General features: G+C 57.8%; 15 protein-coding genes. 7 read left to right on the top strand and 8 right to left on the bottom strand.

Annotated features, from left to right (window positions below):
- The first annotated feature begins 69 nt into the window (after positions 1-69).
- Both QMG40_RS13980 and QMG40_RS13975 read left to right on the top strand, forming a co-directional pair.
- A complete protein-coding gene (locus QMG40_RS13980; protein ID WP_283531713.1) occupies positions 70-1,083 on the top strand; it encodes a Gfo/Idh/MocA family protein in 1,014 nt (337 codons plus the stop codon).
- A gap of 145 nt (positions 1,084-1,228) precedes the next feature.
- Entirely contained in the window at positions 1,229-2,656 is a 1,428-nt protein-coding gene (locus QMG40_RS13975) for a sugar porter family MFS transporter (protein WP_283531711.1), read from the top strand.
- Between the two features lie 33 nt (positions 2,657-2,689).
- Here QMG40_RS13975 and QMG40_RS13970 read toward each other — a convergent pair whose 3' ends face one another.
- Genes QMG40_RS13970 through QMG40_RS13960 form a run of 3 tightly spaced genes read right to left on the bottom strand, consistent with a single transcriptional unit; the run spans position 2,690 to position 5,433 of the window.
- On the bottom strand, positions 2,690-3,742 hold the full coding sequence (locus QMG40_RS13970; protein WP_283531710.1) for an ROK family glucokinase: 1,053 nt from the start codon (positions 3,740-3,742) through the stop codon (positions 2,690-2,692).
- 39 nt (positions 3,743-3,781) lie between these two features.
- Positions 3,782-4,675: a 5-deoxy-glucuronate isomerase gene (iolB, locus tag QMG40_RS13965; RefSeq protein WP_283531709.1), complete on the bottom strand. Its 894-nt coding sequence runs from the start codon at positions 4,673-4,675 to the stop codon at positions 3,782-3,784.
- A 17-nt stretch (positions 4,676-4,692) separates the two neighbouring features.
- Positions 4,693-5,433 carry a GntR family transcriptional regulator gene (locus tag QMG40_RS13960; protein ID WP_283531845.1) on the bottom strand — a complete coding sequence of 247 codons (741 nt, stop codon included), beginning with the start codon at positions 5,431-5,433 and terminating at the stop codon, positions 4,693-4,695.
- Positions 5,434-5,705: 272 nt separating this feature from the next.
- Here QMG40_RS13960 and QMG40_RS13955 point away from each other — a divergent pair, with 272 nt between their 5' ends.
- From QMG40_RS13955 to QMG40_RS13945, 3 genes are read left to right on the top strand one after another with little or no spacing between them, the layout of a single operon-like run.
- Positions 5,706-6,701: a substrate-binding domain-containing protein gene (locus QMG40_RS13955; RefSeq protein ID WP_283531708.1), complete on the top strand. Its 996-nt coding sequence runs from the start codon at positions 5,706-5,708 to the stop codon at positions 6,699-6,701.
- A 58-nt stretch (positions 6,702-6,759) separates the two neighbouring features.
- Positions 6,760-7,803 (top strand): ABC transporter permease, encoded by a 1,044-nt coding sequence (locus QMG40_RS13950; RefSeq protein WP_283531707.1) that lies wholly within the window; start codon positions 6,760-6,762, stop codon positions 7,801-7,803.
- Between the two features lie 13 nt (positions 7,804-7,816).
- Positions 7,817-8,716 carry an ATP-binding cassette domain-containing protein gene (locus QMG40_RS13945; protein WP_283531706.1) on the top strand — a complete coding sequence of 300 codons (900 nt, stop codon included), beginning with the start codon at positions 7,817-7,819 and terminating at the stop codon, positions 8,714-8,716.
- Here the strand turns inward: QMG40_RS13945 and QMG40_RS13940 are convergent.
- Positions 8,713-9,759, bottom strand: coding sequence for a LacI family DNA-binding transcriptional regulator (locus QMG40_RS13940; RefSeq protein WP_283531705.1), 1,047 nt, complete (start codon positions 9,757-9,759; stop codon positions 8,713-8,715). The genes QMG40_RS13945 and QMG40_RS13940 overlap by 4 nt on opposite strands.
- 150 nt (positions 9,760-9,909) lie before the next feature.
- Between QMG40_RS13940 and QMG40_RS13935 the strand changes: the two genes are divergently transcribed.
- Positions 9,910-10,932 carry a Gfo/Idh/MocA family protein gene (locus tag QMG40_RS13935; protein WP_283531704.1) on the top strand — a complete coding sequence of 341 codons (1,023 nt, stop codon included), beginning with the start codon at positions 9,910-9,912 and terminating at the stop codon, positions 10,930-10,932.
- A gap of 18 nt (positions 10,933-10,950) precedes the next feature.
- Positions 10,951-11,823 carry a sugar phosphate isomerase/epimerase family protein gene (locus QMG40_RS13930; RefSeq protein WP_283531703.1) on the top strand — a complete coding sequence of 291 codons (873 nt, stop codon included), beginning with the start codon at positions 10,951-10,953 and terminating at the stop codon, positions 11,821-11,823.
- Positions 11,824-11,856: 33 nt separating this feature from the next.
- Here QMG40_RS13930 and ppgK read toward each other — a convergent pair whose 3' ends face one another.
- The 4 genes from ppgK to QMG40_RS13910 form a co-directional block, all read right to left on the bottom strand.
- Positions 11,857-12,657 (bottom strand): polyphosphate--glucose phosphotransferase, encoded by an 801-nt coding sequence (gene ppgK, locus QMG40_RS13925; protein WP_283531702.1) that lies wholly within the window; start codon positions 12,655-12,657, stop codon positions 11,857-11,859.
- 102 nt (positions 12,658-12,759) lie between these two features.
- Complete coding sequence (locus tag QMG40_RS13920; RefSeq protein ID WP_283531701.1) at positions 12,760-14,433, bottom strand: glycoside hydrolase family 13 protein; 1,674 nt, start codon at positions 14,431-14,433, stop codon at positions 12,760-12,762.
- Between the two features lie 52 nt (positions 14,434-14,485).
- Positions 14,486-15,400, bottom strand: a complete 915-nt coding sequence (locus QMG40_RS13915) for a carbohydrate ABC transporter permease (RefSeq protein WP_283531700.1) — start codon at positions 15,398-15,400, stop codon at positions 14,486-14,488.
- Positions 15,400-16,341, bottom strand: a complete 942-nt coding sequence (locus tag QMG40_RS13910; protein ID WP_283531699.1) for a carbohydrate ABC transporter permease — start codon at positions 16,339-16,341, stop codon at positions 15,400-15,402. Before QMG40_RS13910 ends, QMG40_RS13915 begins: the two co-directional genes overlap by 1 nt.
- Positions 16,342-16,345: the final 4 nt, after the last annotated feature.

The raw sequence follows: 16,345 nt of genomic DNA, 5'->3' as shown, positions 1-16,345 counted from the left end.
GCTTTAGCGCCCAGCACCAATCGCAGAACCCAAAGAAACCCCAAGAGAACCCCAGAAAGTAGAACCACTATGACTAAAAGTCTTCGCGTAGCTGTCATTGGAGCCGGGCGCATGGGCGCGGACCACATCAAACGTCTGAACAGCCGCATTCACGGAGCAGAGGTTGCTGCCGTGGTAGACGTTGACTTGGCCCGAGCGGAGGCCGCCATTGCGGGCATCTCCGGAGCGGTGGCGTTGGCCAGCGCCGAGGAGGCCCTTGCCAACGGCGACGTCAATGCGGTCCTGATTGCCACCCCCGGTTTCCTGCATGAGGACATCCTCTACCAGGGGTTGGCGAAGGATTTTCCCATCCTCTGTGAAAAACCAATGACCCCCGATGCGGAGAGTGCATGGCGCATTGTGCAAGCCGAGGTGGCTCATGGTCACCAACGAATCCAGGTGGGATTCATGCGCCGCTTCGACGCTGAGTACGCTGCACTGGGCTCGATCATCAGCGGCGGTGAGCTGGGCGAGCTGCTCATGCTCCACCACCAGCACCGCAACCCCAACACCCCGCCTGGATTCACCAACGAAATGTTGATCAACGATTCCGTTGTCCATGAGTTCGACGCCGTGCGCTACTTCACCGGCGAGGAAATCATCTCCGTTCAGGTGCGCATGGGCAAAGCCACCCGGACTGCACCAAACGGGCAGCACGATCCCCAACATGTGCTCCTTGAAACAGAGTCCGGTGTGCTGGCCGATGTGGAAATCTATGTCAACGCCAAGTTTGGTTACGAGGTAGCTACCCAGGCCACTTTCGAAGAAGGCATAGTGAACATTGGCTCCGACGCCGGCCCCTACATTCGGACACAGGGCCGCTGGGGCGGTGCGGTAACTCCCGGATTTGAGGAGCGCTTCGGTGCCGCTTACGACGTCGAAATCCAGGCATGGGTGGATGCTGCATTGCGGGGGGAGATCGGTGGCCCGTCAGCTTGGGACGGCTACGCCACTGCTGCCTGTTGTGAAGCGGGGGTTGCGGCCCAAAAGACAGGTGCGAAGACCGCCGTGGTCCTGGCGGCAAAACCCGCCCTGTATAACTAGGGGCCCTATACAACTAGAGGCACTGTACAACTAAGCGCGCTTGACCAGAGATTTTTTATGTATTGGAGTGAAGTTTCGTGAAGATTGTTTTGGCCCCCGCACCTATCACCGGCCTTGTGGTGCGTACCGACGAAACGGGCACACTATGAAGTCACTGCTGGCAGAAAAATCCGGCGCAAGCGCAAGGGCCACCAAGCCCGCGAACCCCAAAAAGTTTATGAGCAAGGTGGCCTTGTTCTCCACCTTTGGCGGGCTGCTCTTCGGCTACGACACGGGCGTCATCAACGGGGCACTGCCGTTTATGCAGCGCGATCTGGGCCTAACACCTCTCACGGAGGGGCTTGTCACTTCCACGCTGCTGCTTGGTGCCGCCTTTGGTGCCATCACCGCCGGCAGGCTCTCGGACCACTTTGGCAGACGCAAAACCATCATGGGCCTGGCCATCATCTTCACGATTGCCACGGTCGGTTGTTCCATTGCACCCTCCACCGAGCTGTTGGTGCTGGCACGCACGGTCTTGGGCCTGGCCGTGGGCGGGGCCTCGGTGATAGTTCCGGTGTATCTGGCGGAAATGTCGCCAGCGGCCCAGCGCGGGCGGATCGTGACACAAAACGAGTTGATGATTGTGACCGGGCAGTTCCTGGCCTTCACCTTCAACGCGCTGCTAGGCAATATGTTCCCCGACGCAGACCACATTTGGCGTTACATGCTTGTCATTGCCACCCTGCCAGCTGTCATCCTATGGTTTGGCATGTTGGTGCTGCCTGAGAGTCCGCGCTGGCTGGCTGCTGGTGGCAACTTCAACGCCGTTCTGGACGTGCTGCGCAAGGTTCGTGAACCGGCGGAGGTCAACGCCGAATTTGAGGAAGTGCGGCAAGCAGCCCGCGAGGACTATAAATCCAAGCTGGGAACCTTCAAGGACCTCTCCGTGCCCTGGATTCGGCGGATCTTTGTGGTGGGCCTTGGCATGGCAGTGATCAACCAGATCAGCGGCATCAACGCCATCATGTACTACGGCACCACCATTCTTTCCTCATCCGGATTTGGCGACCAAGGTGCACTGATCGCCAATGTCCTCAACGGCGTCACCTCGGTTGTGGCCGTCATCGCCGGCATGTATTTGATGACCCGACTGCCGCGCAAGTTCATGCTTGTGCTGGGACTCAGCGGAACGGCGTCGTCCCTGTTCGCCATCGCCATGGTGTCCCTGCTGGTCCCGGAAAGCCTGTTCCGCGGCTTCCTGGTGCTGTTCTTCATGGTCACGTTCCTGGCGTTCATGCAGGCATTCATCGGTTGCGTCACATGGCTGACCATGTCAGAGATCTTCCCGCTGCACGTGCGCGGGGTAGCCATGGGCATCTGCGTGTTTGTGCTGTGGATGGTCAACTTCCTGGTGGGCTTCTTCTTCCCACAGCTGGTTGCCGGGATTGGTATCTCCGCCACGTTCTTCATCTTCGTGGCGTTGCAGCTCTGCGCGATCGTCTGGGTCAAAAGAGTTGTCCCCGAGACACGAGGCAAATCCCTAGAGGAGCTGGAGGCGCTTTTCAAGTCCGCCGTGGTGGCCGGGAAGTAGCGGGACTGCGCCTGTGAGTTTCCGTTTGCGGGCTTAGGCGCAGACTTTGGTCCCCAAGCGACGTGCCAGCGGCTTGGTGCGGGGGACCCTGGACAGGTCAGCTGCCCCAATCAATCCGGCGCGTGAGCCGAGCACGGCGCTAAGGATCTTCGCTTCAGGGCGAAAGCCCCTGCCGGTGAGGTTCTTGGAGTAGGCACGGCGAGTTGGCCCCAGCAACAGTTCACCGGCAGCACCGAGCCCACCGCCAATGACAAACAGTTCCGGATCAAGGGCCGCGCAGAGATTGGCGATGCCTAGTCCAAGCCATTCGCCCACCTCTTGGACGAGTTCGCGGGAGGTGGCCTCACCTGCCAGCGCCAGCTCGGTGACAAGTGCTCCAGTGATGTCCTTGGATTTGCCGTTGACGGCAGCCAAGAGTTCCTTGGCCACAGGTGACCCTGCGCTGGCGAGTTCACGTGCTTCCCGGCCCAGGGCGTTTCCGGAGGCGTACTGTTCCCAGCAGCCGCGGTTGCCACATTCACAGCGATGACCGCCGGGCATGATGATCTGATGCCCAAATTCTCCTGCCATCCCATAACTGCCACGCTCCACGCGTCCGTTAGTGAGGATTGCGCCACCAATGCCCGTGCCCAAGGTGAGAGTCACGAGCCGGTTGTGACCGCGCCCAGCTCCAAAGCGCCATTCCGCCCAGCCAGCCGCATCGGCGTCGTTAATCACAGTCACCGGGCGTTTTAGCAGACTCTGTAAATTCTCCCGAAGAGGTTCATTGCGCCAGGCCAGATGGGGACTAAACATGACGGTGCCACCATCCAGGTCCATCCAGCCTGCCGCACCAATACCAATACTTTGCACATCATGGCGGGAGCCAAGCTCGCGCACAAGATCAGCAATCACGTGTTCCACAGCGCGTGGATCCCTGCTGGGAGTTTCACTGCGTAACTCTTCGCGAATGACCCCGTTCACCTCCACTACCCCGGCAGCAACTTTGGTGCCGCCAATGTCAATACCCAGTGCCAGTGGTGCATTGGCGCCAGTACGGCCCGGGAATCGAAAGGCGGGTCTGAGGACGGGAAGTGAGCGGAGCATCATGAAATTCTATCGACTAGTGGAAAGGGCCAGGAACTTTCAGCGAGAGAAGGGCAAACGCGGGTCCACGTCCAGTCCATCCCAGCTCTGGCGAACCCATCCGTGGTGTGGGTCATCGCTGATAAGCCACTCACGCAGCGGTCCTGGGCCGGCCATCACATTGAGGTAGTACATGTCATAACCGGGAGCGGCCATTGCGGGGCCGTGCCAGCCGTACGGGACCAGAACAACATCGCCTGTGCGCACTTCTGCGGCAACGTCGATGGGCCGTTCATCTGAGGCATAGACGCGCTGATAGCCGATCGCGTCGGTGCCGCCGGGGGCGGACGAGCCAGCGGCTACCTGAGTCTCAAAGTAGTAAATCTCCTCGAGGCTGGTTTCGCCATCTTTCTCTTCATCGTGTTTGTGCGGCGGATAGGAGGACCAGTTGCCGGCAGGGGTGATGACCTCGCACACAATGAATCTATCTGCTTCCAAGGCGGCCGGCGTCCCAAAGTTGTGGACTTGGCGTGAGCAGTTGCCTGCCCCGCGCAGCTCAACGGGTATTTCTGCGGCCGTGACCAGACGGGTGGGGTAGCTGGTTTTGGCGGGGGCAGTGGCAATAGCGACTCGTCCGCCGTCTGTGGAGGAGATGGTGAGCGCGGTGTTGATGCCGGAGTAGAGGACATCAGTGGGGCCACTAAAAACGTTAGCGCGCCCAGTAAGTTCATGGACGGTTCCCCCAACGTCAACACTGAAGGATCCGTTCAACGGTATGACTATGCGTTCTTCGGCGTGGGGCGGGAGGACCACGGCGCCGTTCGGAGCCAGCGTTGCCACCTTCAGCCCTGTGTGTTTCCAGTCCTCCACCTGCAAAGTGGAATCACTTGTTCCCAGTGAAACATCCCAGTTGGTTTGTGCTGCTGTGCCTCGTGGGTATACCCAGTTCACCATACGTTTTCATCCTTACTTCAGCGTTGCACCAATGTCATTTCAAAACTATAAGAATCCGCCCTGTACACGTGGTGGCCGGTCTCAACCATGCGCCCGGTGTCATCCACAGCGGTTCTTTCCATGGTCACCAAGGCGGATCCGACGTCGGCCTCCAGTAACGGTCCCTGGTAATCATTGGCGATCATGGCACCAATCCGTTGTGAGGCCAAGCGGAAATTCACGCCGCCATTGCGCAGAATGGCATAGAGCCCCTCCGCGCTCAAAGAAGCCTCATCCATGCTCGTGATGTCATCGCGCACCCAGTTCTCCATGAGAGCCAACGGCTTGCCATCAACCTTGCGAAGGCGCCTGAAATGGTAGACCTGTGCGCCAGGGGCAAGCTGCAAAGCCTGCAGGGTGGCCGCATCCGCCTCAACATGAGCAAAGCTGAGAACATCCGTGGTGGGCTTGGAGCCCCGCAGGGTTAGATCATCATAAAGGCTTGATAGCTCAAGCGGCCTGCGTACCTGCTTGGACACCACCTGGGTCCCTACTCCACGCTTGCGAACAAGTAGTCCGGCACGCACAAGCTCATCCATCGCTTTACGCATTGTTGGCCGCGATAGATTGAGACGTGCGGCAAGATCAATTTCATTATCCAGTTTGCTGCCCTGAACAAGCAGGCCACTGGAGATGGCAGCCTCGATGCCCTGAGCTACCTGGTAGTAGAGGGGCACGGGGGAGGATCGGTCGATAGTGAAGTTCAAGTGGTTGGCCACGGTTATCTCCCTGGGCACTGGGATGAGCCAAATAATGTTGGCCATCCGGAGCATATTAGTTTCATGTTCGCTTGATAGGACATGAAGCTCTATTGCCCCGACTATAGCAGGGTGTGGCGGGTCACCATGGTCTGCTGCAAAATAAATTTAAGTTAAAACGTCTTCATGTCAGGACAAACTATTGACAGATGGTGAGGCAAGTCACCATACTCTGTGTGGAAGGCATGCAGACCGGTGCCCCGGGTGCAGCTAATAATCAAAGGAGATTCATCGTGAAGAAGGTTTCTTGGCGGATGGCGTTGTTGGCGGCGGCCGTGGCGCCGATGCTGGCATTGAGTGGCTGTTCGAGTACTGGCGGCAAGCCCGCAGAAACGCAGGCGGCTGGCGGTGAAGGGCAGGGCGTTACTACGCCTCGCCTGAAGATTGCACTCATTACCCATGCCGGTCCCGGCGATACTTTCTGGGACATTGTGCGCAAAGGCGCCGAGGAGGCAGCGGCTAAAGACAACGTTGAGCTGCTCTACACCTCAGACCCCGAGGGTGGCCGCCAGGCACAGCTGATAGGGCAGGCTGTGGACCAGAAGGTTGACGGGATCGCCGTTACGCTCGCCAAAGCTGACGCGCTTAAGGACGCGCTGAAGAAGGCAACGGAGGCGGGTATTCCGATCGTCAGCCTGAACTCAGGCGAAGACGTCTCTGCACAGTTGGGTGCCTTCACGCACTTCGGATCCAATGAGAAGATCGCCGGCGAGGCCGTGGGCGAGAAACTCAAATCACTGGGGATGACGCACCCCATCTGTGTCATACACGAGCAGGGGAACGTAGGCCTGGAGGCTCGCTGTGCGGGCGTGAAGGAGAAGATTGCAGGAACTGAAAACTTGTACGTCACCGGAACGGACATGACGCAGGTTTCCTCCACAGTCACAGCAAAGCTCCAGGCCACCGCGGACGCCGATGCCATGATCGGCCTTGGCGCACCCTTCACCTTGACGATCCTCAAGGCTGTGGAATCAGCCAACAGCAAGGTTAAAGTAGCCTCTTTCGATATGAACAAGGAGCTCGCCCAGCAAATCATTGACTCTAAGATCCTCTTCACTGTTGACCAGCAGCCGTGGCTGCAGGGCTACGGGGCAGTTGATGCGCTCTGGCTCGCCAAGCGTGGCGGATTCCGGATTGGCGGCGGAAAGCCCGTTCTGACAGGCCCAAGCATCGTGGATAAGGACGCCGCCAGCGAAGTCCTTAAGTTCGCCCAACAGGGTATTCGCTAAGCAGCTTCCAGCTCACTCCCGGGTAGGCCCCGGGAGCGAGCGCAACAGGAGATCAACCATGACGCAAACACTTCTCAAACCACCACTTGTTGATGAACGAGTCGGGACACGCAATTCGCTACGAAAACTCCTTGGACGCCCCGAGGTGGGAGCGCTGGTGGGAGCAATTGTGCTCTTTATTTTCTTCTCCCTGGTATCTGAAACTTTCCTGCAGCCCAACGCCATCTCGACTGTCCTGTACGGCAGCTCAACCATCGGCATCATGGCGGTGGGTGTCTCACTGTTGATGATAGGAGGTGAATTTGATCTCTCAACCGGTGTGGCTGTTATCAGCTCGGCGTTGACTGCCTCGCTTTTTAGCTGGTATTTCAGCAGCAACGTCTGGGTTGGGGTGGGGCTGGCTCTTGTAGTGTCCTTGGCCATCGGCTTCATCAACGGCTGGATCCTGATCAAGACAAAGCTCCCCAGCTTTGTTGTCACCCTGGCTACGTTTCTAATGCTCACCGGGCTCAACCTTGGCCTGACGCGCCTGATCGGTGGCTCGGTGTCATCGCCATCCATCGCCACTATGGACGGCTTCGCCTCCGCCCGAGCCATCTTCGCCTCCTCCATTCATATTGGTGGGGTAGAAATCAAAAATACTATTTTCATTTGGATCGCCTTGGTTGCTGTCGCGTCATGGGTTTTGCTGCGCACCAAGGTGGGAAACTGGATCTTTGCTGTTGGTGGAGATGCTGCGGCCGCCCGTGCTGTGGGTGTCCCAGTGACCAAAACCAAGATTGGCCTGTTCATGGCTGTTGGCTTCTGCGGCTGGATCCTGGGCATGCACAACCTGTTTGCCTTTGACACAGTTCAGTCCGGTGAAGGCATTGGCAATGAATTCCTGTACATCATCGCCGCTGTAATTGGCGGATGTTTGCTCACGGGCGGCTATGGTTCCGCCGTTGGTGGGGCCATTGGTGCCCTGATCTTCGGGATGGCAAACAAGGGCATCATCTATGCGCAGTGGAACCCTGACTGGTTCAAGTTCTTCTTGGGCCTGATGTTGCTGCTCGCCACCATCGTCAACCTGGTCGTCAAGCGCCGAGCAGAACTCAAGTAAGGGCCTGAAGATTATGAACTCAAAACAAATCGACCAGCAAACGCTGCTCCAGGGTGAGCCCGATCCACTGACCCACACACCGATCCACCTGCTCTCCCTTGAATCAGTGGGCAAGCGGTACGGGAACATCATTGCGCTGCGGGATGTCACAATGGCCGTGGATAACGGCCGGGTGACGTGCGTTTTGGGCGACAACGGTGCCGGAAAATCGACGCTGATCAAGATTATTGCCGGCCTCCACCAGCATGATGAGGGTACGTTTAAGATCATGGGGCAGGAGCGGAAGCTCGCCAGCCCACGCGAGGCCCTGAACTCGGGAATTGCCGCGGTTTATCAGGATCTTGCCGTGGTTTCACTCATGCCGATCTGGCGCAACTTCTTCCTTGGTTCAGAGCTGACTACGGGGAAGGGCCCGTTTAAGCGCCTGGACGTTCAGCGCATGAAGGACATCACGCTCAAGGAACTGGCGCAGATGGGGATTGAACTCCGTGATGTGGAGCAGCCGATCGGCCAGCTTTCAGGTGGTGAACGCCAATGCGTGGCGATTGCCCGCGCCGTATATTTCGGAGCCAAGGTCCTCATTCTTGATGAGCCCACTGCGGCCCTGGGAGTAAAGCAGTCCGGGGTGGTGCTGCGTTACATCCTGCAGGCCCGCGACCGCGGCCTTGGCGTCATCTTCATCACCCACAATCCGCACCACGCTTATCCCGTAGGTGACCGCTTCCTGCTCTTGAAGCGCGGAAAGTCGATTGGTTACTACGAAAAGCAGGATGTCACGCTCGAGGAACTCACGGCGCAAATGGCTGGCGGCGCCGAGCTGGCTGAGTTGGCCCACGAGCTTGAGCAGCTCGGTGGCCATGGCGATGTTGTAGAAGAAGTTCAGGCAGAGGCGGGCAGGGCAGGCGCCCGCTAAGAGGGTTGGTCGTGTCCATATCTTGTGGACGGTGCGGCTGTGCTGCCCCTGATCGCCAAGGCTGGGGGCAGCATCTCATTCGGCGGCGCGGTGGCGCCCGGAACCAGTCTTGCCAAGAGCAGTTCGGCGGCACGCTGGCCAGCCTCGCGGCTGGAATTATCCACTGAGGTCAGACTGATCCGACGTAATGCCGCTAGCGGCGTATTGTCATAGCCGGCCACTGACAGATCCTGCGGCACGGCAAGGCCACGTTCCTCAGCGGCGGAGAGCACCCCCAGTGCGGCCATGTCATTGACCGCGAAGATAGCGCTGGGGCGCTGCGATCCGTTCAGCAGTTCCACCCCTGCGCGGTAACCTTCCTCCTCCGTAAGCCCGCCGTCAGCAAGCTGGACCAAGGCGCCCAGGCCGGCCGTTTCCATGGCTTGTACATAGCCGCTTCTGCGTTGTGCCCCCACAGCTGTCCCGGGTGCGGAAACGTGGGCAATACTCTTGTGCCCCAAGGAGATCAGGTGCTCCACGGCCAGCCGCGCGCCGGCCTGATCGTCATTGGTGACAATAGTGGCGTTGGGGCCGGGCCCGGAGGGTGCGCCCAGCACCACGGTGGGAACCTGAGAGGCAGCGGCTGCCAACAAGGCGCTGGGAGGCATGGTTCCAACAAGCACTAGTGCTTCAATATTCATTTCCAGCAGCTTGCGCAGCAGGGATTCACCGCTTCGGCTGTCGAGACTAAAATCGCCCATCAGCATCTGCAGGCCATGCTCCGTGAGCTTGGCGTTTAATCCCTCAACCGCACTGACAAACCAGGGGTTTCGCATGTCATTGAGCACCACGCCCACCGTGCGGCTACGGGATTCACTGAGCGCGCGGGCGGCGGCGTTTGGCCTATAGCCCAGTGCCAGAACAGCCTGTTCGACGGCGGTGCGCTTGGCCGCGCTGACGTAGCCAGTGCCGCGCAGCACCAATGACACAACGGATTTGGAAACACCCGCCTGTGCTGCAACATCCATGATGGTTGCCGCGCGAACACGCTGCGTGCCGCTCATGGAACCCCTTTTATAAGTTGTTTGTCAGTTTGTTAGTACAAACTATTGACGCAGTGTCGGTGAACCTCTAGTCTAGCAAGCAGATGTTGGAGCGTTCCAACATAGTGACTTATAGGGCCGCTGGTCAGCACCCTGAGGTAAAGGAGCCCCATGAAAGAGATAACCCTCGGCTTGGTTGGTGTAGGGCGTATTGGTGTCATGCATGCCAATAACATTGCTGCCCTGAACCATGCCTTGAACCCACAGGGAGTCACCGTCAAACTCGCTTTGGCAGACGTTGCGGTGGAGCATGCCCGCGGTATAGCCCAGGGTCTGGGGGCCACCTTTTTCCTGACTGTGACCGAGCTAATCGCCTCCGGCATTGACGGTCTTGTCATCGCCACCGGCACAGCCACTCACCCCGAGCTGATCAAGGCCGGTGTTGACGCGGGGATTCCGGTTTTTTGCGAGAAACCTGTGGGTGTGAATGTTAGCGAATCTCTCCCAGTACTTGAATACATCAAAGCCCACAACGGCACCGTACAGATTGGTCACCAACGGCGTTTTGATGCCGGGTACTTGGAAGCCAAACGTGCCTACAATGCCGGGGAACTGGGCTGGATCCACTCCCTGCGAGCCGTCACCGGTGATATGACCCCGCCGCCGGTTGAATTCTTGGCCACTTCCGGAGGGCTCTTCCGCGACTGTTCCGTCCATGACTTCGACATTCTGCGCTGGCTGACCGGACGGGAGATTGTGGAGGTCTACGCCAGAGGCTCCAATAACGGGGATCCGGCCATTGGCGAGGTGGGTGATGTTGACACCGCGTTGGCTCTTGTAACCTTCGAGGATGGAACGGTGGGAACCGTCTGCGCTACGCGCTACAACGGTGCGGGGCACGATGTTCGGCTTGAAATTCAAGGCTCCAAGGGCTCACTCATGGTGGGCTTGGATGAGAAAGTAGCCTTGAGATCGGCTGAACAAGGTGTGAATTTCCCCTCCGGTGGCTCGCACCTGACTTTTGCCGAAAGATTCGAGCCAGCCTACCGTTCTGAGCTGGTGGCCTTTGTTGAACTGATCCTTGGGCAGCGCCAAAACCCCTGCACGCCCGAAGATGCTGTTGCCGCCTCCAAGGTGGCGGACGCGGCACAAGAATCGCTAGAGACCGGCGTACCTGTCCGGGTCAAACTTTAAACCGGAATGGAATACACCATGACTTCTTCACTTGCCAACCAACTCGCAGCAGCCCCCATTTCCTGGGGTGTCTGCGAGGCCGCAGACTGGGGCTACCAGCTCCCACCCGAGCGTGTTCTAGCGGATATGCAAAATTTGGGGATAAAAGCCACAGAGTTTGGCCCCCTGGGCTTTTTGCCCGTGGCACCCGCCCCGCGAGCCGCGATGCTCCAAAGCTACGGACTTGGGGCCATTGGTGGATTTTTTCCCTCCGTACTCCACCAAGAAGGCAACGATCCGCTGCCCGCTATTGAACGCGAGCTTGACGCGTTCGAGGCAAGTGGTGCCACGGTTCTGGTGCTTTCTGCCGATAGCGGCGCGGTTTCTTATGATGCAAAGCAGGAACTGACGCCAGCCCAGTGGAAAACCCTTGGCGCCAACTTAGATGAGGCTGTTCGGCGGGCCGGCGAACGTGGAATTACTGCCGTACTGCACCCACACGTGGGCACCATGATCGAGTCAGCCACTGCCGTAGAACGGCTGCTCAATGATACCGGTGCCAACATTTGTTTAGACACCGGGCATTTGCTCATTGGCGGAACTGACCCGCTGGAACTTGTGCGCAATTACGCCTCACGGGTGGGGCATGCCCATCTAAAGGACGTCAACGCCGAACTGGCCGGCCAGGTGGGCCGCGGCGAACTGGGATTCACCGCAGGTGTGACGGCGGGTATGTTTGTTCCCCTGGGCCAAGGTGATTGCCGCATTGCCGAGATCGTGGCGGCGCTGGTCGCCGTCAAATATCAGGGTTGGTACGTCCTGGAACAGGATGCGATTCTAAGCCAAGCCCCGGAAGGCGAAGGCCCAATGGCCGATGTTCGACGCAGCGTGGACTTCTTGCTGGCGCAGTAGTTGGTTCGGGGGCGGTAGTTCCGGCGGGAAGCATTAGTTGTGAGCGCGGTAGTCTAAGGCCGCGCTCCCAACGCTGAGTGCGGCACCAATAACCCCAGCTGTATTGTGCAATTTTGCTGGCAGAACGGGGGTCGTCAAACGTAGCTGTGGGAGAAATTCAGCGTGCCGCACTGAAATTCCACCACCCATAATGATCAAATCTGGGGAGAACAAGAACTCTACATGTGAGAGATAACGTTGCAACCTGCGCGAGTATTGCTCCCAGCTCAGACCTTCATTTTGGCGTGCTACTGCCGAGGTGGTTGCTTCTGCTTTACTACCGTCGATCTCTAGGTGACCCAGCTCAAAGTTCGGCACAAGTACCCCATCGACTACCAGCGCCGAGCCAATGCCTGTGCCCAATGTCAAGATGAGAACCACTCCACCTAGGCCCTCTCCTGCGCCTTGCCTACTCTCTGCCAGGCCTGCTGCATCGGCGTCGTTAAGGACGCTGACTGGCCTCTTCAATGCCTGACCCAAGAGAGCATCAACTTCCTGGCCGATCCATTCATCGCTGATGTTGGCAGCAGAACATGCCACTCCCGCACGAATGATGGCAGGGAAAGCAACTCCCACGGCCGCCTGTGGAGTTGGGGCGAACTCCCACTTTTGAACAGTGGAGGCCACCGTTCGCACGGCATCGCAAACAGCGTCCGGGGTAGCCGGGTAAGGGGTGGGGAGCTGTGCAAGATCGCCAAGTAAACTACCCGTGTGTGTATCCACCACACCATATTTGATGGCGGTGCCGCCCACATCAATGCCCAGCCGCAGGTCCTTGCGCGTAGTTGTATCCATGGAAGTTCCGTTCGTTGTGGGGTGCAGTTCTGGGCGGAGAAAGTGCGCTGCCGCCCACCAGTTCTTGGCAGGCGGCAGCGCAGGGTTATTAGCTAGTAAGGACTAGACCAGCCACACGGTGGCGTTGGCTGGCAGCTTGCCATCGTCAAGAGCAGCGCTGCTCAGGGCAACAGTTCCTGTGGGAAGTTCAACGGCGGCAGTGCCAAAGTTGGTCACCACGCTCCAACCGTTGGGACGGGCAAAGTGCAGCACGTCCGGGTTCTCATTGGTAATCCAGGTTAGATCTTCGGTTGTTTGCAGTGACCGCCGCAGCGCCAAAGCCTCGCGGTACAAGGACAAGGTTGAACCTGCCGCAGAGTCTTGCGCGGTTACGGCGTGTTGAGCAAACCAGTCCGGCTGAGGCAGGTGCGCTGGTGCCTCACCAAAGCCAAATGACACCCCTGAACTGGTCCACGGCAGGGGAACGCGGCAACCGTCGCGACCCTTTTCGGTACCGGTGTTGCGGAAGAAAGCTGGGTCTTGACGATCGGCGTCGGGGATGTCAGCTACTTCATGCAAGCCCAATTCCTCACCCTGATATAGGTAGGAGGAACCTGGCAGTGCCAACATAAAGAGAGTGGCGGCGTTGGCCCGGCGCAGCCCAAGTTCACGGTCCAGCTCATCCTCGGCTCCGCCAGCCAAGACCCAAGCCTTGCCATCCTGAGTTGTTTCAGTACCGGTGAGTTGCGGCAGCCCGTAACGGGTTGCATGACGAACAACATCATGGTTGGAAAAAACCCAGGTCGAAGAGGCGCCGGTAGCGGCGGACTCAGCCAAGTTAGTTGTCACAATCGAGGCAAAAGAAGCAGCATCAAAATTAGCCAAGAGTAGGTCGAAGTTGAAAGCTTGGCCCAGGCCCTCAGTGGAGGCATAGCGAGCTCGGCGTGAGTGATCCACCCACGCCTCAGCGACGGCTGTGCGGGGAGGGTTGTACTCGTTGAATAAAGTACGCCATTGTGCATATATCTGGTGGACGCCGTCCCGATCCCACAGCGGATTAGTCCCGTTGTGGAGCTCTTGTAGTTCCAAAAGCTGAGCTTGGGACGGCAACGGCTCGGAGAGGTCCTTGATCAGGGCGTGTGCCACATCAATGCGGAAACCATCAACACCTCTGTCTGACCAAAAGCGAAGGGTTGTTAGGAAATCCGCACGGATCTCCTGGTTATCCCAGTTGAAATCGGGTTGCTCGGAGGCGAACAAGTGTAAGTACCATTGGCCATCAGCAACCTGGGTCCAGGCGGGCCCCCCAAAGACGGATACCCAATCTGAGGGTGGTAGTTCCCCGTTGGTCCCCTTGCCGTCGCGGAAGATGTAGCGGGCACGGGCTGCGGAACCTTTCTTCGCTGCCAGTGCTTCTTGGAACCATTCATGCTGGTCTGAAGAGTGGTTGGGGACAATGTCCACTATCAGTTTTATGCCGGCGCCATGGAGAGCTGCTGTCATCTGATCGAAGTGCTCCAACGTGCCCAACCGGGGGTCAACGTTGCGGTAGTCGGCAACGTCGTAGCCGCCATCAGCCAGCTCTGACGGGTAGAACGGACTTAACCAGACAGCATCTATATTTAGATCTTTCAGGTAAGGGACCTTGGCGGTGATGCCCTTGATGTCGCCGAGCCCATCAGCGTTTGCATCATAAAAACTTCGAGGATAGATCTGGTAGACAGCGGCTTGGCGCCACCAATTCGGGTCATCTGAGAGCAGGTGCGGTTTCAGTGCCGAAGGTGTGGAAGTAGACATGGAGTGTTCCTTTGTTTTAGTGCGTTTGGTGTGAGGTTGGGGGTGCAGAAGCCTATTTAACTGCACCGCGCATAACGCCGGACATAATCCAACGCTGCGCGAACAGGTAGACCACAAGGGTCGGCGCCAGTGCCATGAGATAGGAGGCGAACGCTAGGGAGTAGTTGGTATTGAACTGTCCTTGAAACAACTGCTGGACTACCGGCAGGGTTTGCATTGCGGGATCGGCTATGAGCATCTGGGGGAGTAGAAAGTCATTCCAAGAGCCAAGAAAAGCGAAAATGCCTACAGTGGCGCTCATGGGTGCTAAAAGCGGGAAGATCACTTTTCGGAATGTTTGCCACGTGCTGGCTCCGTCAAGACGTGCCGCTTCTTCTAGTTCAATGGGAATGGAGCGTAAGAAGGCAATGAACAGTAGGGAGTTGAAAGATATGCCACCCACAATGTGGATGAATGCAACGCCGAGCGGATTATCTAGCCCAAACATGGCTGTTTGCTTGATCAAAGGAAGGATCACTACAGGGAACGGCACAAACATGGCTGAGAGTAGGTAGATGTATGAAAAGCGGAAGAATTTCTTGTCCCAGTTACGCACAATCGCGTAAGCAACCATGGAACTGGCAGCCAGGGCGCCCAGCACCGAAATAACGGTGATGAAGGCTGTGGACATGAATGCGGCGGGGTAGTTGGTCAAAACAAATGCTTGGGAGAAATTTTCCCATTGCGGATCCGCTGGCCACGCGAAACCTGTTCCCGAAGCTGCTTGCTCCGGTGATTTCAGCGCCATACTGATGGTGAAATATAAGGGAATTAGGATGGTGAGGGATGCAACAAGCAGCAATGCGCTCATCCACCAGTTGATCTTGAATCCTTCGCGGTTGGCGCGCCGAATTTTTCCATGCACGGTTCCGTCTAGTTGCTGTGGACCGTGGAGTTCAGGACGTAGGTCTGTCAATGCTGTTGACATTAAAGTGAAACCTCCCGGCGGCGCAGAACTTGAAGCTGCAGCAGCGAAATGATGAGCGTAATGATGAAGAAGATGATGGCATTTGCCATTTGGTAGGAGTAGTCCCCGCCAGCAAAACCGGAAAAAATGCGCATGGCCACGGACTGGGTTGCCGTGCCGGGGCCACCTCCTGTCAAGGCCACAATAATCTCGTAGGTGCCCAGGTAGCCCTTGAAACCGAGAATGATATTAATGACTACATACCCGGCGATCAGCGGAATGCTGATGCTGCGTATTTGGCGCCAGGCCCCTGCCCCATCAAGGGCCGCCGCCTCAGTCACATCCGCAGGGATGCTCTGCAGACCAGCCAAGTAGATGATGGTTGCCCCAGGGGCGCCCTGCCAGACGGTGACGAAGACGATCGCTACCCACGCCCAATGCTCATTGGCCAAGATGCTGGTGGCCAGCGGGGAGAATCCAAAAGTCTCGGCAAGGGTGGGCACGGTGGTGGAGAACAAGTAGTTGAAGACGTATGCAACAATCAGCCCGGAGAGCACCATAGGGATGAAGTAGATGCCGCGAATACCTGTCTTGAACTTAATTTTGGCGTTCAAACCCAGGGCCAGTAGCAACGCCACCACGTTCACAGTGAGGGTTGCCACGATGGCGAAGAAGAAAGTGAAAAGGTAAGAGGCAAGTATTTCCGGATCGCTGAAGATGTTCCGGAAATTTTGGAAGCCAATCATTTTCCAATCGCCGTAGCCGGCGTAATTGGTAAAGCTAAAGAATCCGCCAATGATCGCTGGGACTGTGCTGAACAGGGCGAACAAAATAAGCACCGGAATGATCATCCAGTAATACGTGGGATCAACCTTGCGCCCCCGGTGTGTTTGGGCCTGTTTGGTCGGTTGGGTACTAGGGCTGGACGGCGTGGGTGTGCTGACGTCGGCTGGGGCAGTCATGATT

The organism is Arthrobacter antibioticus (assembly GCF_030063205.1).
Lineage (GTDB): Bacteria > Actinomycetota > Actinomycetes > Actinomycetales > Micrococcaceae > Specibacter.
This window is presented reverse-complemented; position numbering and strand designations above follow the sequence as displayed.